Source organism: Streptomyces mirabilis (genome assembly GCF_039503195.1).
Classification (GTDB): Bacteria; Actinomycetota; Actinomycetes; order Streptomycetales; family Streptomycetaceae; genus Streptomyces; species Streptomyces mirabilis_D.
In genome coordinates this window covers 2,455,100-2,476,258 of sequence record NZ_JBCJKP010000001.1, presented here as the reverse complement: position 1 = coordinate 2,476,258, position 21,159 = coordinate 2,455,100, and the positions used below count along the sequence as shown (strand labels likewise).

Genomic DNA, 21,159 nt, shown 5'->3' with positions numbered 1-21,159 from the left:
GCGCGCCTTCTTGTCAGCTCCAGCTCGGTGAGGCCTCGTGCGGCCCCTCATGCGGCACAGGGCGGCCGGTGTGGGCGTCCAGGAGGATTCGGTCGCCGAGCGGGCGTGTCAGCCTCACCGTCACCCTCGCGCGGATCGTCTCACCGGTGCAGGGACCCTTCCGTGCGCCGAGGACGGACGCGGACAGCACCACCCGGGTCCGGGTCTCCCGTACGTGCACGGCGGGCCCGGAGTCGCAGGACCCGTGGTCGGCCAGGACCGTGACGGACCGGCCGTCGCCGGCCACCTCGACGAGTCGGCCGAGCGGGACCAGCGTGCCGGCGGGGACATCCCGGCTCGGCCCGATCGGTGACTCGGGGAGCTTCGGGGGGCGGACGGCAGCGCGCGTGAGCGGAGTGTCGTAGCCCTCCAGGGTGAACAGCCAGGCCGGAACGGTCGCCGGGCCCCGGCTGGTGGCCAGGGTCATCTCGCCCGGCTTCACCCCGGTCACGGTCAGGTGCGGGCCGTCGTTCCCGCCGCGCAGCACGAAGTTCTGGGTGGTGAAGGCCCGCTGGTCGGCTTTGTCGCGCGGGCCGCCCTCGGGCAGCTGGACCGCGTCCGCCATCGGGTGGTAGCCCCGGCGCCACTGCCGCGCGGCCTCGGACCCGTCCCAGGCGTCGGCGACCTGTCGGGCGCGGCTCTCCGCCCGCGGCTCCTGACCGGTGCCGGGGGCCTCCACCCCGCTGCCGGCGGCCCTTTCGCTGCCGCACCCCGTGACGGCACCGGCTCCGGCGCTCAGGAGGGCGAGGGAGACGAGCAGACGGGCGGTGCGGGTGGTCTTGTACTGCATGGGTCCCCCGGGGGCCGGCGCTGACGAACGGAAGGCGAGTGGTGCGGCGCGAAGCTCGTGCCACGCCTGTGACGCCCCGGCCCCGGGGCACGTTCGGCTCCGTTTTCGCGCTGCTCGTTGCCGCATCGTGACTCGTCGGCTTTCCGGCCCGACCACGGCCGTGAGGTCAGGCGCGGGTCCGGAGGTAGCCGCGCCAGCCGCCGTACTCCGTGATGTCCTCGGCGCCTTCGAGCGCCGCGGGCTCGCACAGGAAGCCGGGCACGTGAGTGCCGTCGGCGAGTTCGACACGGCCCAGTGCCATCGGTCGCGGCAGGTCGGCGAGCAGCCGGCCGAGGCCCGCCGCGGGCAGTCGCCACACCTCGGCCTCGATGCGGGCTCCGGCGCTCTCGCCTCCGTGGACCAGGCCCGGCTTGGGCGGGGTGGTGGACAGTGCGTGCAGACGGTAGGCGGGTGCCGTCGTGGTCGTACGTTCCCACTCCGCGCCCAGGGACAGGAGCTGGGGGTTCAGCGGCTGGCCGGACAGGTGGGCGCCGACCACCGCGATCCGCAGGCCCGGCTGGAGCAGCGCGGCGATCCGGGCGAGGCGTTCGTCGGTGAACGCCGGGCCGATCAGCATCACGCCGAAGGGCAGTGCGGCGGGCGTGAGACCGGCCGGGACGGCGACCGCCGCCAGGTCGAAGAGGTTCGTGGAGTTGGTGAAGCGGCCCAGCCGGGCGTTGGCGCCGAGCGGGTCGGCGGCGACCTCCGCGAGCGTGGGGTGGCCGGGTGCGGTCGGCAGCAACAGGGCGTCCGCGTCGCCGAGTTCGGCGAGGGCCCGGGTGCGCAGCGCCGCCAGCCGGTCCTGGTCGGCGAAGAGCTGGTGGGCGGGGATGTCCCGGGCGCGGGTGATGATCCCGGCGACGGTCGGGTCGAGACCCGCACCCCCCTCGCTGATCAACTTGTCGACAAAGCTTCCCACCGCCGTGTAGCGCTCGGCGACGAACGCGCCCTCGTAGAGCATCGCCGCCGCCTCGGTGAACGGGGTGAGGTCGAGCGTGCGCACCTCGGCCCCGGCGGCGACGAGCTGCTCCACGGCGGCCTCGTACGCCTGCGCCCAGCCCTCGTCGAGTTCGCCGAGCTGTGCCGTCGGGGGACGGCGACGCGCCAGGGGCCGGGGGCCCGCTGGGGGAGTGCGGGGAGTTCGCGTCCTGAGGGGGACGCCAGGTATGAGAGGGCCTGCTCGGCCTCCGGGAGCGTGCGGGCGAAGACGGTCACGCAGTCGAGCGAGGCGCAGGCCGGGACGACACCGGTGGCCGGGACCAGACCGCGGGTGGGCTTGAGGCCGACGATGCCGTTGAAGGCGGCGGGGACGCGTCCGGAGCCGGCCGTGTCGGTGCCGAGGGCGAGGTCGACGATGCCGAGGGCCACGGCCACGGCCGATCCCGAGCTGGAGCCGCCGCTGATCCTGGCCGGGTCCAGGGCGCCTCGTACGGCGCCGTGCGGGGAGCGGGTGCCGACCAGGCCGGTGGCGAACTGGTCGAGGTTCGTGGTGCCGAGGACGAGTGCGCCGGCTGTGCGGAGGCGGGCGACCGCGGGGGCGTCGCCCTCCGGGGTGTACGCGTAGGCCGGGCAGCCTGCGGTGGTCTTCAGGCCGGCCACGTCGATGTTGCCCTTCGCGGCGAGGAGCTTGCCGGCGAGGGGGAGGTGTTCGCCTGCGGCGAGGCGGGCGTCGATGGCCTGGGCTTCTTTCTCGACCTCTGCCCGGGGGCGTAGGTCGATCCAGATCTCGGGGCGGTCGACTGCCTCGATGCGGGCGTAGGCCAGGTGGACTCGGGTCAGGACGGACATGGGTTGCTCCTGGTTCTTCGGGTGCGGCCGGTGGGTGGTCTGTGCCCACCCGTTCCGCCCTGCGGAACGCCTGCCCACAGACCACGGCGGGTGGTCGACGTGGCCGTTGGAATCGCCTGGGTGTGGCGTCTGCCCACAGGCCGCACGCGTGCTGTCAGGTGGCGGGTGCCAGGACCACCAGTGCTGTGCCCGCTTCCACCTGGGCGCCGGGCTTGGTGAGGACTTGTTGGACCACTCCGTCCATCGGGGCGGGCACCCTGGACTCCATCTTCATCGCCTCCAGCGCCAGCAGGGGCTGGCCGGTCGTCACCCGGTCGCCCGGCCTGACGTTCAGCTGCCACACGGAGGCCGCGAACTCGGCCTCGATCAGACGGCCGCCCGCGGGGACGGTCACCTCGGCGGTGGGCGCCGCGGGTGCGGACACGGCGTCCGCGCGGTCGAACTCGCCCGCCGCCTCCCAGGCGTCCCGCTCGGCGGAGAACGCGGCGCCCTGCCTGGCCCGGAACTCCGCGATGGACGTGGAGTGGGTGGCGAGGAAGGCCTCGTACTCGGCCAGCGAGAAGACGCCCTCCTCGATCCGGGGCACGAAACGGCCCGAGATGATGTCGGCGCGCAGGTCGAGGAGTTCGTCGGGCTCGACGGCGTACCACTTGATGCGGTCGAAGAAGCGCAGCAGCCAGGGCGAGCCCGGCTCGAACGCACCGCGCTGCTGCCACCCCGACCACACCTGGGTCGTACGGCCGACGAACTGGTAGCCGCCGGGGCCCTCCATGCCGTAGACGCAGAGGTAGGCGCCGCCGATGCCGACCGAGTTCTCGGCGGTCCAGGTGCGCGCCGGGTTGTACTTGGTGGTCACCAGGCGGTGGCGCGGGTCCAGCGGGGTGGCCACCGGTGCGCCGAGGTAGACGTCGCCCAGGCCCAGGACGAGGTACTCCGCGTCGAACACCGTGCGGTACACGTCGTCCACCGAGTCCAGGCCGTTCACGCGGCGGATGAACTCGATGTTCCACGGGCACCAGGGCGCGTCGTCGCGGACGCCCGCCATGTAGCGGGCGATCGCCTCGCGGGTCGCGGGGTCGTCCCAGGAGAGGGGGAGGTGCACCGTGCGGGAGGGGACGACCAGCTGGTCGCTCGGCGGGAGTGTGCGGGCTATCTCCCGTACCGCGGTGAGGAGTTCGTGCTGCGGAAGCCTGCCGGGGTCCGTCTGGATCTGCAGGGAGCGGATGCCGGGGGTCAGGTCCGTGACGCCGTCGAGCGCGGCCTCGGCCACGGATTCCATCAGCGCGTGGACCCGCATGCGCAGCGCCAGGTCCAGTTGCATGGGCCCGAATTCGACGAGCAGGTTGTCGTCTCCGCTGCGGCGGTACGTCACGTCGCCGTCCCGCGCGAGCACCCCGCCGTCGACGATCGCGGGCCGCTGCGAGCCGTCGTCGGCCAGCGGTGCGAAGCGCACGGTGTCACCGGGGCGGAACTGGCCGAGCTTCCAGCGTTCCGTGCTGACGACCGTCGCCGGACAGACGAAGCCGCCGAGCGAGGGGCCGTCCGGGCCGAGCAGCACCGGCATGTCGCCGGTGTAGTCGACGGCGCCCACCGAGTAGGGCGTGTCGTGGATGTTGGACGGGTGCAGGCCCGCCTCGCCGCCGTCGGTGCGCGCCCAGCGGGGCTTCGGGCCGATCAGCCGTACGCCCGTGCGCGCCGAGTTGAAGTGGACCTTCCAGTCGGCGGCGTAGAAGTCGTGGATGTCGTCCTCGGTGAAGAACTCCGGTGCGGCGTGCGGGCCTTCGAGCGCGCCGACCCGCCAGGCGGAGGAGAACCCGGGGCGGTCGCCGACCGGTACCGGCACCCCGTGATCCGTCGCCGAGCCGCCGTGCAGTACGTCGCCGGTGCGCAGGGCGCGGCCTCCATGCCCGCCGAATCGGCCCAGCGTGAACGTGGACGCGCTGCCGAGGAACGCCGGTACGTCCAGGCCCCCGCCCGCGAAGAGCACGTAGGTGCGCAGGCCGTGTTCGGTGGGGGAGCCGACCTCCAGCAGGGCCCCCGCCGGTACCGTCACCGGTTCCCACTGCGCGACCGCCGCGCCGTCCACGGTGACCCGCGCCGGTGCGCCCGTGACGCACACCGTCGTCGCATGGGTGAAGCGCAGGGTCGGCCCCTGGAGGGTGCACTCCAGACCGGGTGCCCCCTCGTAGTTGCCGAGGGCGCGGTTGCCGAGCCGGAAGGAGAGGTCGTCCATCGGGCCGCACGGGGGCACACCCACCTGCCAGTAGCCGGTGCGGCCAGGCCAGTCCTGGACCGTGGTGAGGGTCCCGCCGGAGACGACCTCGACGCGCTGCGTGGGATCGCCGACCTCGGCCAGCGTCGCCGTCGAGTGCGTCGCCCGCAGGAAGGACGGTTCGGCGAGCGCGGCCCGCACCAGCCCCAGGTTCGTCTCGATACCGTCCAACCGGGTCCTGGCCAGCGCCTCGTCGAGGCGTTCCAGCGCGTGCGCCCGGTCCGGGCCGTACGCGATGACCTTCGCGAGCATCGGGTCGTACGACGTGGTCACCTCGGTGCCCGTCTCCACCCAGCCGTCCACGCGGACGCCGCCGGGGAACTCGACCCGCGTCAGCAGGCCCGCGCTCGGCCGGTGGTCGCGCGAGGGGTCCTCGGCGTACACCCGGGCCTCGACGGCGTGACCGCGCGGCGCCCCCGGATCGCGTACGACGTCCGACTCCCCGCGCGCGAGCCGCAGCATCCAGGCGACGAGGTCGACGCCGTAGATCTCCTCGGTGACCGGATGCTCCACCTGGAGGCGGGTGTTGACCTCCAGGAAGTAGGCCTCCTCGCGGGCGGCGTCGTAGACGAACTCGACGGTTCCGGCCGAGCGGTATCCGACAGCGGCGCACAAGTCCCGTGCCGCGTCGGCGAGTTGGGTGCGAACGGCGGACGGCAGGCCCGGTGCCGGAGCCTCCTCCAGCACCTTCTGGTTGCGGCGCTGGAGCGAGCAGTCCCGGTCCCCGAAGGTGACGACCCGGCCCCGGCCGTCGCCGAAGACCTGCACCTCGACATGGCGGGCGTGCTCCACCAGCCGCTCCAGGAAGACCCCGGCGGAGGCGAAGGAGGCGGCGGCGACGCGCTGTACCCGCTCCCATGCCCCGGTCAGTTCATCGGCGGAGCGACATGCCGACATACCGATGCCGCCGCCACCGCCGGTGGCCTTCAGCATGACGGGATAGCCGATGCGGGCGGCCGCCTCCAGAGCCTCGGTGAGACCGGGGAGAAGTCCCGTGCCCGGCGCCAACGGCACCCCGGCCGCCTCCGCCGCCGCCCGCGCCGTGTGCTTCGCCCCGAACAGCTCCAGCTGCTCCGGCGTCGGACCCACGAACACGATCCCGGCGTCCTCGCAACGCCGCGCGAAGGCCGCGTCCTCGGACAGAAAGCCGTACCCGGGGTGGATCGCCCCGGCCCCGGTGTCCTTGGCCGCGTTCAGGACGAGGTCGGCGTCGAGATAGGACTCCTTCGCGGGCGCGGGCCCCAGCCGTACCGCCTCGTCGGCGAGCCGGACGTGGGGTGCGGAGCGGTCGGCGTCGGAGTACACGGCGACCGTGCGCAGGCCGAGTTCACGGGCGGTGCGGATGATCCGTACCGCGATCTCGCCGCGGTTGGCGACCAGCAGGGTGTCGAAGGTCATCCCGTCGCCCCGCTCGCCTCGATGGTCATCTCCACCGCGGTCGGCTCGAAGCCGTTGCAGGGGTTGTTGATCTGGGGGCAGTTGGAGACCAGCACGAGGACGTCGCACTCGGCGCGCAGGGTCAGCGTGAGCCCCGGGGCCGAGATGCCGTCGACGATGCCGAGGGTGCCGTCCTTCTCGACCGGCACGTTCATGTACCAGTTGATGTTCGAGACGAGATCGCGCTTGCCGAGGCCGTACTTGGCGCCCTCCGCGAGGAAGTTGTCCACGCAGGCGTGCTGGGACCAGGTGTGGTGGCCGTAGCGCAGGGTGTTCGACTCCTTGGAACAGGCGCCGCCGACCGTGTCGTGCCGGCCGACCTCGTCCGCGACCACGGTCATCAGCGGGGTGTGCTCGTTGGACATCAGCACGCTGCCGGTGGTGAGGAAGAGGTTGCCCTGCGCGTGGATGGTGTCGGGCGCGCTGTAGCGGACGGTCGTGTCGTGGGCGTCGTACACCAGGAAGTCGACGGCCTGGTTGCCGTGCAGGTCGGTGACGGTGAGCGTCTCTCCGGTGCGGACGACGGCGGACCAGGCGGCCCGGGCCGGAACCACGGTCTTCATGCGATCCCCCTCGCGGCAAGGAACTCGGCGGTGTTCAGGAAGGCGCGGCGGCCCTCGGGTGTGGCCTCCCACAGCGGGTCGCCGGGCGCGGTCGCGGCCGCGCGCCAGGCGAGGACCTCCAGGGGAGTGCTGACGTACTCCGTACGGGGGTCGGCGGGGTGCGGCACGTTCGCGAGCAGCACGGTCACGTCCTGTTCGGCGCGGAGCGTCACGCTGCCGCCGGGGCCCGCCGAACCGGTGAAGTCCAGCGAGCCGTCGTCACGGACCTCCACTCCCTGGAAGAAGGAGAGCGAGGGGGGCAGGTCGCGGGGTTCGAGGCCGTTCTTGGCGGCGGCCAGCTTGAACAGTTCGCGGCCGGCGGGGGAGGCGGACTGCGGGGTTCCGTCGCCGTAGCGTTGGGTGTTGCGTACGAGGGTGGAGGTGCCGCAGAGCGTGTCGTGGCGGCCGGAGGTGTCGGCGACCAGGGAGGCGAGGACGCGGCCCTGGTCGGAGAGGAGCAGCTGCCCCTCGCCGAGGTAGGCGTTCCACTGGACCTTGACCGTGTCCGCCACGTTCAGGCGTTCCCAGGGGCGGTCGGCGGCGTACAGGAGCAGGTGTGCGCAGGCGTCGCCCCTGAGGTCGGTGAGCCTGAGTTCCGTGCCGCGGGCCAGCACCTTGTGCGTGTAGTTGCCGGCGGCCACCGTCTCCGCCCACACCAGGTGGCCCGCCTCGCAGGGCGGCGCGGGCCAGGCGCCCGCCGGGACGACGGGCATGGCCTCCGTGCGGGAACCCTCTTGCGCCCGGGCGTGGGCACGGGCTCCGTAAGTGGTCGCTGTCGCCATCGCGAGTCCTCCGGCTCCTGGGTGGTTTCTGTCGCTCGACAGAAATTAGGGGCGGGGAGGGTCGGGGTCGTGTCCCGAGTGTTGCCGGACGGTTACCGACCCCTCACCGGACGTTCCGCGGGTTTGGCGGTACGGGGCGCTCCGTGGGTTTGAGGGTGTGGGTCGGGTGCGGCTGGGTGCGTGGTTCCTCGCGCCCCTGTGAGGGTGTGCTGTGGGTTTGGAGTTGCGGGTTGTGTGTGGCTGGGCGCGCAGTTCCTCGCACCCCTGGTGGGTGGGCGGGCCGTTCCTTGTCCTGCTCGGGTCCGGTGTCGTGTGCGAGGATCGAACGCATGGGAAGTGGTGGTGGGCGACGGGTCGGGCGGCCCCGGGCTGCGCAGCGGCCGGACAGTGGGCTGTCGCCGCGGGACGAACTGCTCGACGCCGCCGCCGAGTTGTTCACGACGCGCGGGTACGCCGCGACGACCACCCGTGCCGTCGCCGAGCGGGCCGGCATGCGCCAGGCGTCGATGTACCACTACGTCTCCGGCAAGGAGGAGCTGCTCGCCGAGCTCCTGGAGTCGACCGTCACACCCTCGCTCGCCTTCGCCCGGGAGCTCCTCGCCGACGACGCGACCCCGCCCGAGAACCGGCTGTGGGAGCTGTGCCGCACCGACGTTGAGCTGCTCTGCGCAGGCCCGCACAACCTGGGCGGGCTGTATCTGCTGCCCGAGGTGCGCGCCGAGCGCTTCGCCGGCTTCCATGCCGTACGGGCCGAGTTGAAGGACACCTACCGGCAGTTGCTGGCCGCGACCACGGCAGGTGGCGCGCTCGTCAAGAGTGAACTCGACCTGCGGACGGATCTGCTGTTCGGTCTCATCGAAGGGGTGATCCTCGTGCACCGGTCCGACCCCGAGCGGCCCGTGTCCGCCTTCGCCGAAGCGACCGCCGACGCGGCGCTGCGGATCGCCGGAATCTGACGTACCGCCCTGTGGAGGTGCGGTTTTCGCATGCCCGTACGCCGCTACTCATCGTGTGCGAACGAAGCCTGAGCGTGCAAACGGCCGAGAGTACTCCTGCCGCGCGGGCGATTTCAGGCGGTTGCTGAATATGACACGGCGATGATCCGGTCGGACTAAGCTCGCCCGCAGCGCACCGAGTTGAGATGTAATCGTGCGCTTGTTCCCAAAAGTTCCGAAGATGCGGTTTGACCACGCAGTTTCCCCACGAACTCCCCCCTACCCCATCCGATTTGTCTCAGAGGGCATACATGGTGAGTGTTCAATCGCCTCCCGGTGGCCGTGAACTTCCCTACGCGCGCGTGCTGTTGCCGCCGGCCATACTGATGGCCGCGGTGACCGGGGCCGCCGTCGCCTTGGTGACGGGCCCGGCCCGGGCCGCCGTCGGCTGGTGTGGCGGCATCGCGACGCTGCTGGTGATCGCGGTCGCCGCCGAAGCCGTACGCCGTGGCCGCGTCATCCGTGCGGTGCGCGCCGAACTGGCCCGCCGTACGGCGTACCTGGAGCAGCGCATCGCCGCCCACGACCAGGACATCGTGCGCTTCCACCACGAAGTCCTGCCCGCCGCGATCCGGCGCATGAACCGCGGCATGAACCCCGACTCCGTGGCGCACCGCTTCGGCGTCGACGATCCCAGCCTGCCGCAGATCTCCGAGGTGGAACGGGACCTGCTGGGCACCGTCCTGGAGTTGCTGGACACCGAGAAGCTGCTGCTCGACTCCTCGCACCGCTCCTTCGTCAACATCGCCCGCCGCGTCCAGGCGATCGTCCACCAGCAGAACAAGGAACTCCGCGAGATGGAGGAGGACCACGGGCGTAACCCCGAGGTCTTCGACGACCTGCTCCGCATCGACCACGGCACCGCGCTGATCGGTCGCCTCGCCGACTCCATCGCGGTGCTCGGCGGCGGCCGTCCGGGCCGCAACTGGCCCAAGCCCGTGCCGTTGTTCAGCGTGATGCGCGGCGCGATGTCCCGGATCCTCGAGTACCGGCGCATCGAGCTGCACTCGATCGCCGACGTCAACGTCAACGGCATCCACGTCGAACCGGTCATCCACGCGGTCGCCGAACTCCTCGACAACGCGACGCGCTATTCGCCGCCGAACAGCAAGGTGCACCTGACCGCCCTCAAGGTGCAGACCGGTGTCGCCATCGAGATCGAGGACTCCGGCGTCAGCTTCAGCGACGAGGCCCGCGGCAAGATGGAGGAACTGCTCCGGCAGGCCGCGGCCGGCACCGACCTCCAGGTTCTCGGCGAGGCCCCGCGGCTCGGCATCTCCGTCGTCGGCCGGCTCTCCAAGATGTACGACATGGCGATCGCGCTCCGCCAGTCCGCGTACGGCGGTGTCCGCGCGGTCGTGGTGGTGCCGAGCAACATGCTCACCAAGGACCCCGCAGCCTCCCTCGCCCACGGCATCGGCGCGAACTCCACCGCGACCATGGACACCGACGGGGTCGAGGGGCCCAACCGCAAGCCGAAGAAGCGTCGCCCGACCACCGGACCCCGCCTCCCCGAGCAGGACGACGGGTCCAGGGACGACGACGCCCCCCTGGTCACCGAGTGGACGCCCAACGGCCTGCCGCAGCGGCGCAGCCGGGTCAAGATCCCGCTCAGGGAGCGGTACGCCGAGGCGGCCCGGCTCGCCGCCGAGGAAGCGGCCGCCGCCGCCGCGGCTCCCTCCTGGGGCACTGTGCCCGCCGCCCCGAAGAAGCAGGAGAAGGAGAAGGAGAAGCCACCGGGGCACTGGGTCGAGGCGTTCTGGGAGGGACTCAAGCGTGACCCGGACCCCAACGCGTTCACCAGGAAGAACCAGGCGGCCTCGGAGGCCGACGACGAGGGGGACCTCAAGTGATCCATCAGCGGGACAACTTCGACTGGATGCTCAGGGATCTCGCTGACGGAGTACCGGGCATCCAGCAGATCGTGGTGCTCTCCGCCGACGGACTGCGCATCGCACGCTACGGCGGCAACCCGGACGCCGCCGACCGCGTCGCCGCGGCCTGCGCGGGCCTGCAGAGCCTGGCCGCGGCGGTCGCGAGCGAGGTTCCCAGCAGCGACGGCACGATGAAGATGGTCCTCATCGAGATCGACGGAGGCTACTTCTACCTGATGTCCGCCGGGGCCAACGCCTATCTCGCTGTCCTCGCCAACCAGATCGCGGAGCCCGGCCTCATGAGCAACCGCATGAGCGACCTCGTCGCCCGGATCGGCGCCCATCTGACCAGTCCGCCGAGGCGCAACGGGCAGACCGTATGACTCCTCCGCAACGCCGACGGCGATACCCCAAGGAAGAGTTCACCGAGCCTCCCCGGGAGCGGCCTCCCCAAGAGGGTGAGGAAGACGGTGAGGAAGAGGACCCCAAGAATCCCGGGCGCCTGTATCTGCTCACCGGTGGGGGCGAGGCGGGCGAGCGGGCCGACCTGGACCTGGTCACCTTGATCGTGGCGCGCGCCGACGCGCCGACACCCACCACCCAGCCGGAGCAGTCGGCGCTGCTCCGGCTCTGCCAGGCCCCTCTGTCCGTGGCCGAGCTCTCGGCCTATCTCAATCTGCCGTTCAGCGTGGTGACCGTCCTGCTCACCGAGCTGCTGGCGGCCGAACTGGTACAGGCACGCGCCCCGATCGTTCGCTCGGCGCTCCCCGACCGTTCCCTCCTCGAAGCGGTGATGCATGGACTTCAAAAGCTCTGAGACGATCACCGGCCCGCGCGCCGAGGACCATCTGCCGCACACGGCGCAGGCCGCCGTGAAAATCGTGATCGTGGGCGGGTTCGGAGTCGGCAAGACGACCATGGTGGGTGCCGTCAGCGAGATCAAACCGCTGACCACCGAGGAGACCATGACGCAGGCCGGCATCGGCATCGACGACAACTACGGCTCGGAGACCAAGACCGCGACCACCGTCGCCATGGACTTCGGCCGCATCAGCATCACGGAACGGCTGGTGCTCTACCTCTTCGGCACCCCCGGCCAGGAGCGCTTCTGGTTCCTGTGGAACGGCCTGTTCGAAGGCGCGCTCGGCGCGGTCGTACTGATCGACACCCGCCGGCTGGAAGTCAGCTTCGACGTGATCGGCCGTCTGGAGGAGCGCGGTGTTCCCTTCGTCGTCGCGATGAACACCTTCCCGGACGCGCCCAGCTATCCCATCGAGGACCTGCGCGCCGCGCTCGACCTGTCCGAGGACATCCCGATCGTGCAGTGCGACGCGCGCCGCCGGGCCTCCAGCCGGGACGTCCTGATGACGCTGATGCACTTCCTGTACTCGCTCACGATGAGCCAGGCACACACCTGATGCCCGCGGCGGCCGCCACTCCCGTCCCAAGACACCGGACCGTCCCCAAGAACCCGGACACTCCCAACACACCGGATCCACTTCAGTTTCGGAGCGATCACCGTGACGTCTGAATCCCACTTCCCGGCCGGTACGGACGACCGTACGCTCGCCCCGCCGCCCGGCTGCCCCGCCCACGGCCTCGGTCCCGGCGGGCTGCACCGGCTGTACGGCCCCGAGGCGGACGACCTGGGAGACCTGTACGAGAAACTCCGTCAGGAGCACGGTGCGGTCGCCCCCGTCCTGCTCCACAACGACGTGCCGATCTGGGTGGTGCTCGGCCACGCCGAGAACCTGCACCTGGTGAGCACCCCCACACACTTCTCCCGGGACAGCCGGCTGTGGAAGGCCGTCCAGGACGGCACGGCCGGCCCCGACCACCCCCTCGCGCCGCACATCGCCTGGCAGCCCATCTGTTCGCACGCCGAGGGCGACGAACACCTGCGGCTGCGCGGCGCGGTCATCGGTGCCATGTCGACCATCAACCACCGCACCATCCGGCGGCACATCAACCGCGCGACCCAGCTGCTCGTCAACCGGTTCTGCGAGAAGGGCCGGGCCGACCTGGTCAGCCAGTTCGCGGAGCACCTGCCGATGGCCGTGCTGTGCGAGATCCTCGGCATGCCCGACGAGTACGACGACCGGCTGGTGCAGGCGACCCGCGACCTGCTCAGGGGCACCGAGACCGCGATCGCCAGCAACGAGTACGTCATGAACATCCTGATCAGGCACACCGCCCGGCGCCGGGTCGAGACCACCGGGGACTTCACCAGCGTCCTGATCAACCACCCGGCCCAGCTCACCGACGACGAGGTCTCCCAGCATCTGCGCCTGGTGCTGCTCGCCGCGTACGAGGCCACGGCCAACCTGCTCGCCAACGTGCTGCGCGTGGTGCTCACTGACCCGCGCTTCCGTGCCCAGCTGAACGGCGGGCAGATGACGGTGCCCCAGGCGGTCGAGCAGTCCCTGTGGGACGAGCCGCCGTTCAGCGCGGTCCTCGGCTATTTCGCCAAGCAGGACACGGAGTTGGGCGGCCGGGAGATCCGCCGGGGCGACGGTCTGATCCTGGGGATCGCGCCGGGCAACATCGACCCCAAGGTGCGTCCCGACCTCAAGGCCAACATGATGGGCAACCGCGCCCACCTCGCCTTCGGCGGCGGCCCCCACGAGTGCCCGGGCCAGGACATCGGTCGTGCCATCGCGGACGTCGGGGTCGAGGCACTGCTGATCCGGCTGCCCGACGTCGAACTCGAGGGCGACGAGGACGAGTTGCGCTGGCGCTCGTCGATGTCCTCGCGCCACCTGGTGGAGCTTCCGGTGTACTTCGCGCCGCAGGCGCCCCAGGACGTCGAGGACGTGCCCTCCATGAATCCCGTGCCGCGGCAGCGGCCGAGCCTGGAGGTCACGACGGACGAGCCGGCCGCGGCGCCCGCCCCGGCACCCGTGGCATCGCCCGTCCTGCCGGCGACACCGGAACCCGTGCGCGGGCTCGGCGCCTGGCAGCGCTTCCTGCGCTGGTGGCGGGGCTACTGAGCCGGGCCGCCGGCGATCACGCCCCCTGGGCCCACTCGTCGTACGAGGACCAGGCCCGCAGTGCTCGCCCACTGACGAACCGGTGCGCGCGTCCCGTGACCGGATCGGTGAACTCCAGTACCCGCGCGAGCAGTTGGAGCGGACGCCGGAAGTCACCGGCCGGCACGGGGCCGGTCACCACCGGGTAGAGCGGATCGCCGAGGATCGGCACGCCCAACGCGTTCATGTGCACCCGCAGTTGATGGGTCTGCCCGGTGTGCGGCAGCAGGCGGTAGCGCCCCAGTCCGTCGCGGTGGTCGGTGAGTTCGACCTCCGTGAGGGCGTTCGGCTCGCCCGCCACCTCGCGCGCGGCCAGCACCCCGCGCTCCTTCACGATCCGGCTGGTGAGGGTCCGGGGCAGCGCGAGCCCCGTGTCGTACGGGGCCACCGCCTCGTACTCCTTGCGGACCCGCCGGTCGCGGAACAGCGTCTGGTAGGCGCCGCGCTCCTCGGGCCGCACGGTGAACAGCACCAGCCCGGCGGTGAGGCGGTCCAGCCGGTGCGCGGCGCCGATCGCCGGCAGGCCGAGCTCCCGCCGCAGCCGGGCCAGCGCGGTCTCGGCGACATGGCCCCCGCGCGGGGTGGTGGCGAGGAAGTGCGGCTTGTCGGCGACGACGATGTGCTCGTCGCGGTACAGCACGTCGAGGGCGAACGGCACCGGTTCCTCGTCGGGCAGCTCCCGGTGGAACCACACGAACATCCCCGGCTCGTACGCCGCGTCGGGCGCCACCGGACGCCCGTCGGCGCCGACGATCAGCCCGTCCCCGAACATCCCGTCGATCACCCCGGCCTCGGCCGCGAGCCGCTCCACCAGATGCTCCCGCACGGTGGCCCACCCCCCGTCCCGCGGCAGCCTGATCCGCACGGGGTCGACTCCCTCGCGCTGCGGCAGGGGGGAGGGCGGGATCCGGGGTCTGCGTCTCACCTGGTCAAGCGTACGAGGCTCGGGGCGGGGGGACGGGTTCAGGCGTACGAGGCCGGGACCACCTCGGGAGTCTCGCCCACCGGTGTCCGCGCCCGGTAGGCCCGGTAGGCGGCGCCGGCGACCAGCGTCAGGCCCAGGAACAGCACCGTGAACCACTGGAAGTACCAGTGTCCCCCGGCCGGGTCGTACACCGCCGCGCGCGGCCAGGCGAGGTTGACGGTCATGAAGAGGCCGTAGACGAGGCCGATCACGTTGACGGGGACGCCCCAGCGGCCCAGCGAGAAGAGCGGGGCGCCCCTCTCGTCGGTGCCGTCGGCGGTGAACTGCCCGCGCAGCCGACGGACCAGCAGTGGCCCGGTCACCATCGCGTAGGCCAGGTACAGCATCACGATGCAGGTGGTGCCGATCGCCAGGAAGGCGTCGGGGGAGGCGAAGTTGAGCAGCAGCAGAGCGGCGGCGAGGACGCCGACGACCAGGGCGGGAGCGCTCGGCATGCCGGTGCGCGGGTTGACCTTGGAGAGGCGGCCGGAGAAGGGGAGCTGGTGGTCGCGGGCCATCGAGAAGAGCATGCGGCAGGCAGCGGTCTGGATCGCCAGGGTCGCCACCGCGATGGCCACCACGACGTCGGCGAGCAGCGCGCGGCCGACCCCGTCGCCGAGGCTGCTGGTCAGGACGTAGCTCAGACCGTCGACGCCGAGACGGCCGTCGGTGAGGCTGGGCGCGGCGAGCAGTCCGCCGAGCACGATCAGTCCGCCGAGCAGACCCGCGGCGCCTAGCGCGGTGAGGATCGTGCGGGGCGCGGTGCGGCGCGGGTGGTGGGTCTCCTCGCTCATCTCCCCGGCGCTGTCGAAGCCGATCATGACGTACGCGGCCATGAACGAGCCCACCATCAGCGCCCCGAACAGGCCGGTGCTGCCCTGGCCGGCGTGGAAGGTGATGCCGGGAGAGCGCTCGGAGTGGGTGAGCAGGAGCACGATGATCAGGACGGCGCCGATGATCTCGGCGGTGACACCGATCCGGTTGATCACCGACATCACGCGGTTGTCGATGACGTTCACCAGGGTGGTCAGCACGAGGAGGATCACGCCGAGGACCGCCGCGTTGGCCGCTCCGTCGGGGCTGGTGGGAGCCGGATCGCTGCCGACCAGCTGGAAGCCGGACCAGATCGCGGGCAGCACCATCTGCAGCGCGAGCGCCGCCGCCGCAACCACCACGATCTGCCCGATCACCATGATCCAGCCGGCGAACCAGCCGAAGGAGAGGTTCGACAGACGCGAGGACCACTGGTAGATGGCGCCCGAGATCGGATAGCGCGCGGCCAGCTCCGCGAAGCAGGCGGCGACCGCCAACTGGCCCACGAGCACGGCCGGCCAGGTCCAGAAGAAGACGGGGCCGCCGAACGCGTACCCGAAGGCGAAGAACTGGAAGACGGTCGTCAGGACGGAGATGAAGGAGAACCCTGCGGCGAACGAGGCGTACCGGCCGAGGCTGCGGTGCAGCTCCTGGCGGTAGCCGAACTCGGCCAGGGATCGGTCGCCGGAGGACTCCGGAGGGTCGGGGCGTACGTCGGAGGGGGCGGTGGTGGTCACGGCGGCACCTGCCTTCGGCGCGGAAGGGTGGGCGGGGTGGGTGTGCTGGACGGCGTGAGCCGGATTCCTGTCGGGTGACAGAAATTAGGGAGTACCTGTTTCGCTCGCGTGACACGGCCGTGTCGGGGTCGGGCCTAAGTCCTCACGCCCTTGCGCCCCGTGAAGAATCGCGATACATCGTGTGTATTGACGCGCGCCGCGTACACGCGATATGTTCGGCAACGGATATTCGGAGACGAGGTGAGGTCATCATGGCGACGAAACGCCGGAAGCTGAGCAATCCGCTGGCGCTCGCGGTCATGGTGCTGCTCACCGAGAAGCCGATGCATCCGTACGAGATCGCCCAGACCCTGCGCCGACGGGGCAAGGACACCAGCCTGAAGATCAACTACGGCTCGCTCTACACCGTCGTGCAGAACCTGGAGAAGCACGGCTTCGTCGAGGTCGCGGAGGTGCAGCGACAGGGCAACCGCCCCGAGCGCACGCTGTACGGCATCACGGACGCCGGACGTGCGGAGGCCACGGAGTGGCTGTCGGACCTGCTCGCCGTCCCGGCGGAGGAGTATCCGATCTTCGAGGCCGCGCTCTCGCTGATGGGCGTGCTCCATCCCGACGAGGTGGCACGCCTGTTGGGGGAGCGGCTCACCATGCTGGAGGTGCGGGCCGCGAGTCTGCGCGGCGGCCTGGAGAAGCTGTACGAGACGCTGCCCCGGCTCTTCCTGATCGAGTCCGAGTTCAAGCTGCACATGATCGAGGCGGAGGCCGCATGGGTCCGCGGCTTCCTGGCGGAGGTCACGGCGGGCACGTTTCCGGGCGTCAAGGAGTGGCGGTCCTTCAGCGAGACGGGGGAGATCCCCGAGGAGTACCAGCAGTTGGAAGCCGGTGAGGCCGAAAGGCCGTAGCCGAACAGAGAAAAGACCCCGGCAGCGCTGTTGCAGCAGCTCCGCCGGGGTCTCGAACCCCGAACCGAACCCGCCGTGAGGCAGCTTCGAGCCATCGAGGTGCGGCACACCCAGGATAGCCCGGCGCTCTTCACGCGGATCGGCTCGGCATACCCGCCCGAGATCACCGCTCACACAGGAGAGCAGTCGTCATGAGCAGTACCCGTGCGCCCGCGGTCGAGGCGCGTCAGCTGATCAAGACCTATCCGGGTGACGTCACCGCGCTCAGCGGCATGGACGTCACCGTCGAGACCGGCACCGTCTTCGGCCTGCTCGGCCCGAACGGCGCCGGCAAGTCCACCACCGTCAAGATCCTCACCACCCTGGCCCGTCCCGACTCGGGCACCGCCACCGTGGCCGGGCACGACGTGCTGCGCCACCCGGACCGGGTGCGCCGCGCGATCGGCGTCGTCGCCCAGAACTCCGGCGCCGATCCGGTGGCCACCGGCCGGGAGAACCTCCAACTCCAGGGCAGGCTCTACGGCTTGAAGGGTGCGGGCCTCAACCGCCGGGTGGACGAACTGCTCGACCGCTTCACGCTCGCCGACGCGGCGCGGCGCCCGGTCAAGGGCTACTCGGGCGGCATGCGGCGCCGGCTCGACGTGGCGCTCGGTCTCGTCCACCGCCCCGAGGTGCTCTTCCTCGACGAGCCCACCACCGGACTCGACCCCGAGGCGCGCACCGCGATGTGGGACGAGATCGCCCGCCTCGCCGGCGACGAGGGGCTGACCATCCTGCTCACCACGCACTACCTGGAGGAGGCCGACCGGCTCGCCGAGCGCATCGCGATCGTCGACCGCGGGCGTGTCGTGGTCGAGGGCACCCCGGACGCCCTGAAGGGCGAACTCCGCGGTGACGCCGTCCACGTGGAACTGCGCGAAGCCCTGGGAGACACCGGTCGTACGCTGCTGAACGGCGCCCTCACCGGGCTGCCGGGCGTGCACGAGGCGCTGTTCGACGGCCGCCGTGTCAGTGTCCGCGCCGATGACGGGGCCGCCGCGATGCCCGCCCTGCTCGGGGTGCTGGAGCGGGCCGGGGTCGGGGTCGCCGCCGCGACCGTCGCCCGCCCCTCGCTCGACGACGTCTACCTCCGCTACGCGGGCCGCCGTTACGCGGAGGCGGAAGCGGAAGGCGCCGAGAACCTCGTCCTCGCCGGAGGTGTCCGATGAGCACCGCCGTCTCCCAGACCTGGTACATGACCCAGCGTCAGCTGATGGTGTTCGCACGGCAGCCCGCCTACGCGATCATCACCCTGATCCAGCCGGTGATCTGGCTGTTCCTGTTCGGCAGCCTCTTCAAGAAGGTCGTCGAACTCGGAGGCTTCGGCACCACCTCGTATCTGGACTACCTCGTCCCGGGCGTGGTCGTGATGAGCGCGCTCAGCTCCAACATGTGGGCGGGCATGGGCACGCTCGACGAGATCCAGCGCGGCACGCTCAACCGCTTCCTGACCACGCCCGTCAGCCGGGCCGCCCTGATGAACGGCAACGTCGTCAACAACGGCCTGATCACCGCGCTGCAGTCGGTCATCATCGTGCTGCTCGGCCTGCTGGGCGGCGCGGACTACCCGGACGGCATCGGCGGCATCGCGATCCTGATCGCCGCCTCGGTCCTGCTCGGCACGATCTTCGGAGCGCTGTCCAACGCGCTGGGCATGCTGGTCCGGGAGCGGGAGTCGATCATCGGCATCAACACGTTCCTGCTGCTGCCGCTGACCTTCCTCTCCTCGGCCTTCATGGCCCCGTCCCAGATGCCCGGCTGGATGCGGCACATCGCCGACTTCAATCCGCTCAACTGGGCCATGGTGGCGGGGCGTTCGGCGATGTCCGAGCACCCCGACTGGGGTGTCGTGGTCGGCCGCTCGGGCGCGCTGCTCGCACTGGCCGTGGCGGCGGTGTGGCTGTCGATCCGTACGTTCAGGTCCTACCAGCGTTCCGTGTGACCCCGAGGGGCCGGGGTCGGCGTCCTGGGTGACGCGAGGGGGCGGGAGTCAGGAGGCGGCCGACGCGGTCGCCTCCTGCTCCGCCTCCACCTGCGCGTTCCAGTCCCGCTTGGAGGCCTGCCAGCCGTCCTCGTTGTGCCCAAGGCGCCAGTAGCCGGAGATCGACAGGTCCTCGCGCGGGATCTCACGCTCGACCCGCAGCAGCCGGCGCAGCTCCTTCACGAAGCCCGCCTCGCCGTGCACGAACGCCTGCACCCGGCCCGCCGGGAAGTCGAGGGCGCGGACGGCCTCCACCAGGGCCTCGCCGAGCGGCCGGTCCCCGCGGTGCAGCCAGACGACCTCCACGTCGGAGTCGATCTTCTGCTCCTCCTCACGCCCGGAGATCTCCACGAAGGCGCGGGCCACGGCGCCCTCCGGCAGGGCCTCCAGGGCGGCGCTGATCGCGGGCAGCGCGCTCTCGTCACCGGCGAGCAGATGCCAGTCGGCGCTCGCGTCGGGCGCGTAGGCGCCACCCGGACCCATGAACCGTACGACCTCGCCCGGCTGGACGTGCGCCGCCCACGGCCCGGCCAGGCCCTCGTCGCCGTGCACCACGAAGTCGAGCGTCAGCTGGCGCAGTTCGGGGTCCCAGGCACGCACGGTGTAGGTCCGGGTCACCGGCCACTGCTCGCGCGGGAGTTCCTCGCGGATCCGCTCCATGTCGAAGGGCTCGGGGTAGGTGACACCCTCCGGGGCGAACAGCAACTTCACATAGTGGTCGGTGCTGGTGCCCGCGGTGAACTCGGTGAGGCCCTCGCCGCCCAGCACGACACGCTGCATGTGGGGGGTCAACCGCTCGGTCCGCACGACGTGCGCGGAGTGGGGCTTCCTGGACCTGCGTGCCGGACGCTCTGCCATGACGGCCTCCTCGTTCACTCGCTTAGGCTTACCTAAGCTAGCACCTCTTCCCCAGTTGACACCCCCCGCGCGAAAAGCTCATGAGCCCCCCACGCCAGGGCTCGAGTCGCGCGGTGGCAGGGGTCGAGTCCTGCTCCGCGAGTAAGGCTACCCTGAATGGGGAATGTCACTCTTCCGGGCGAGAACATCATTTCCACTCGCTCCCGATCACTCGCCGAGCGTGGTGAGCAACCGCTGCAGCGACCCGCCCAGGCCCCAGCGCGCGGCCAGTCCCTCCAGCGCGGCCGGGTCGCGCGGCGCGTGCGGCAACGCCGTGTCGACGTCCGGCAGGGGAACGTCACCGGCGACCCGTACGACCTTGGGCGCGACCGCGACGTACGGCCGCGACTCGGCGAGCCGCTTGCGCTGAGAAGGTGTCAGCTTCGCCTTGGGATCGTCGACCGCCGCCATGATTCCGGCCAGGTCGCCGAACTGGTCGAGCAGCTTGGCCGCCGTCTTCTCACCGATCCCCGGCACCCCCGGCAGACCGTCGCTCGGGTCGCCGCGCAGCAACGCGAGATCCGCGTATCCGGAAGCGCCGACCCCGTACTTCTCGCGCAGCCAGCTCTCGTCGGTGAGCTGGAGCGTGCCCACGCCCTTGAGGGGATACAGGACGCGCACCCCCCGCTTGTCGTCGACCAGTTGGTAGAGGTCGCGGTCGCCGGTGACGATGTCGACCGGGCCGTCGGCGCGCCCGGTGAAGGTGCCGATCACATCGTCCGCCTCGTACCCCTCGACCCCCACGCGGGCGATGCCCAGCGCGTCGAGGACCTCCTCGATGACCGGCACCTGCGGGGAGAGCGTGTCCGGCACCTCCTCCTCGTCCGGCCGGCCGGCCTCGGTCTCCACAGCGACGCGATGCGCCTTGTACGAGGGGATCAGGTCGACCCGCCACTGCGGGCGCCAGTCCGCGTCCATGCAGGCCACCAGATCGTCGGGACGGTGGTCCCTGACCAGCCGGTCGACGAAGTCGAGCAGCCCGCGCACGGCGTTCACGGGCGTGCCGTCCGGGGCCTTCACCGAGTCGGGGACCCCGAAGTAGGCCCGGAAGTACAGGGAAGCGGTGTCGAGCAGCATCAGGCGTCTGGTCACGCCTCGCATCATGCCGTACGCCACTGACAGTGACCTGGACCACTCCTGTGTTTGCTCCGTGTAAGCGTGGGCAGGCGCGGCGCCGGG

The 21,159-nt window shown here is 71.3% G+C and carries 17 protein-coding genes and 1 pseudogene; 9 read left to right on the top strand and 9 right to left on the bottom strand.

What is annotated here, in order from left to right:
* Positions 1–13: 13 nt before the first annotated feature.
* From AAFF41_RS11895 to AAFF41_RS11875, 5 genes and pseudogenes are all read right to left on the bottom strand, one after another.
* Positions 14–829 carry a hypothetical protein gene (locus tag AAFF41_RS11895; protein ID WP_343323939.1) on the bottom strand — a complete coding sequence of 272 codons (816 nt, stop codon included), beginning with the start codon at positions 827–829 and terminating at the stop codon, positions 14–16.
* Positions 830–995: 166 nt separating this feature from the next.
* A pseudogene (atzF, locus tag AAFF41_RS11890) lies at positions 996–2,656 on the bottom strand (allophanate hydrolase).
* 154 nt (positions 2,657–2,810) lie between these two features.
* On the bottom strand, positions 2,811–6,326 hold the full coding sequence (locus tag AAFF41_RS11885) for a 5-oxoprolinase/urea amidolyase family protein (RefSeq protein WP_343323938.1): 3,516 nt from the start codon (positions 6,324–6,326) through the stop codon (positions 2,811–2,813).
* A complete protein-coding gene (locus AAFF41_RS11880) occupies positions 6,323–6,928 on the bottom strand; it encodes an urea amidolyase associated protein UAAP2 (protein WP_097283982.1) in 606 nt (201 codons plus the stop codon). Before AAFF41_RS11880 ends, AAFF41_RS11885 begins: the two co-directional genes overlap by 4 nt.
* Positions 6,925–7,749, bottom strand: a complete 825-nt coding sequence (locus AAFF41_RS11875) for an urea amidolyase associated protein UAAP1 (protein WP_060899896.1) — start codon at positions 7,747–7,749, stop codon at positions 6,925–6,927. The genes AAFF41_RS11880 and AAFF41_RS11875 overlap by 4 nt, the downstream gene beginning before the upstream one ends.
* A gap of 329 nt (positions 7,750–8,078) precedes the next feature.
* Between AAFF41_RS11875 and AAFF41_RS11870 the strand changes: the two genes are divergently transcribed.
* The 6 genes from AAFF41_RS11870 (at position 8,079) to AAFF41_RS11845 (ending at position 13,608) form a co-directional block, all read left to right on the top strand.
* Positions 8,079–8,705: a TetR/AcrR family transcriptional regulator gene (locus AAFF41_RS11870; RefSeq protein WP_319744910.1), complete on the top strand. Its 627-nt coding sequence runs from the start codon at positions 8,079–8,081 to the stop codon at positions 8,703–8,705.
* 290 nt (positions 8,706–8,995) lie between these two features.
* Positions 8,996–10,597, top strand: coding sequence for an ATP-binding protein (locus AAFF41_RS11865; RefSeq protein WP_319744912.1), 1,602 nt, complete (start codon positions 8,996–8,998; stop codon positions 10,595–10,597).
* On the top strand, positions 10,594–11,001 hold the full coding sequence (locus tag AAFF41_RS11860) for a roadblock/LC7 domain-containing protein (RefSeq protein WP_054231184.1): 408 nt from the start codon (positions 10,594–10,596) through the stop codon (positions 10,999–11,001). Before AAFF41_RS11865 ends, AAFF41_RS11860 begins: the two co-directional genes overlap by 4 nt.
* Positions 10,998–11,435: a DUF742 domain-containing protein gene (locus AAFF41_RS11855; RefSeq protein ID WP_054231185.1), complete on the top strand. Its 438-nt coding sequence runs from the start codon at positions 10,998–11,000 to the stop codon at positions 11,433–11,435. The genes AAFF41_RS11860 and AAFF41_RS11855 overlap by 4 nt, the downstream gene beginning before the upstream one ends.
* Positions 11,416–12,036 carry a GTP-binding protein gene (locus AAFF41_RS11850; RefSeq protein WP_054231186.1) on the top strand — a complete coding sequence of 207 codons (621 nt, stop codon included), beginning with the start codon at positions 11,416–11,418 and terminating at the stop codon, positions 12,034–12,036. Before AAFF41_RS11855 ends, AAFF41_RS11850 begins: the two co-directional genes overlap by 20 nt.
* 102 nt (positions 12,037–12,138) lie before the next feature.
* Positions 12,139–13,608: a cytochrome P450 gene (locus AAFF41_RS11845; RefSeq protein ID WP_319744916.1), complete on the top strand. Its 1,470-nt coding sequence runs from the start codon at positions 12,139–12,141 to the stop codon at positions 13,606–13,608.
* Positions 13,609–13,624: 16 nt separating this feature from the next.
* Here AAFF41_RS11845 and AAFF41_RS11840 read toward each other — a convergent pair whose 3' ends face one another.
* Together AAFF41_RS11840 and AAFF41_RS11835 are read right to left on the bottom strand one after the other, a co-directional pair.
* Positions 13,625–14,572: an RluA family pseudouridine synthase gene (locus tag AAFF41_RS11840; RefSeq protein ID WP_319744918.1), complete on the bottom strand. Its 948-nt coding sequence runs from the start codon at positions 14,570–14,572 to the stop codon at positions 13,625–13,627.
* 38 nt (positions 14,573–14,610) lie between these two features.
* A complete protein-coding gene (locus AAFF41_RS11835; RefSeq protein WP_343323937.1) occupies positions 14,611–16,161 on the bottom strand; it encodes an amino acid permease in 1,551 nt (516 codons plus the stop codon).
* Between the two features lie 251 nt (positions 16,162–16,412).
* Between AAFF41_RS11835 and AAFF41_RS11830 the strand changes: the two genes are divergently transcribed.
* The 3 genes from AAFF41_RS11830 to AAFF41_RS11820 all read left to right on the top strand — a co-directional run bounded on the left by AAFF41_RS11830 (position 16,413) and on the right by AAFF41_RS11820 (position 19,044).
* Positions 16,413–17,063 (top strand): PadR family transcriptional regulator, encoded by a 651-nt coding sequence (locus AAFF41_RS11830; RefSeq protein ID WP_319744920.1) that lies wholly within the window; start codon positions 16,413–16,415, stop codon positions 17,061–17,063.
* Between the two features lie 191 nt (positions 17,064–17,254).
* Positions 17,255–18,271, top strand: a complete 1,017-nt coding sequence (locus AAFF41_RS11825) for an ATP-binding cassette domain-containing protein (RefSeq protein ID WP_319744921.1) — start codon at positions 17,255–17,257, stop codon at positions 18,269–18,271.
* Positions 18,268–19,044: an ABC transporter permease gene (locus AAFF41_RS11820; protein WP_343323936.1), complete on the top strand. Its 777-nt coding sequence runs from the start codon at positions 18,268–18,270 to the stop codon at positions 19,042–19,044. Before AAFF41_RS11825 ends, AAFF41_RS11820 begins: the two co-directional genes overlap by 4 nt.
* Before the next feature lie 48 nt (positions 19,045–19,092).
* On the opposite strand, the gene AAFF41_RS11815 is transcribed toward AAFF41_RS11820, so the two are convergent.
* Both AAFF41_RS11815 and AAFF41_RS11810 read right to left on the bottom strand, forming a co-directional pair.
* On the bottom strand, positions 19,093–19,941 hold the full coding sequence (locus AAFF41_RS11815) for a siderophore-interacting protein (RefSeq protein ID WP_319744923.1): 849 nt from the start codon (positions 19,939–19,941) through the stop codon (positions 19,093–19,095).
* Positions 19,942–20,148: 207 nt separating this feature from the next.
* Positions 20,149–21,081, bottom strand: a complete 933-nt coding sequence (locus AAFF41_RS11810) for a 5'-3' exonuclease (RefSeq protein ID WP_319745290.1) — start codon at positions 21,079–21,081, stop codon at positions 20,149–20,151.
* Positions 21,082–21,159 lie beyond the last annotated feature (78 nt).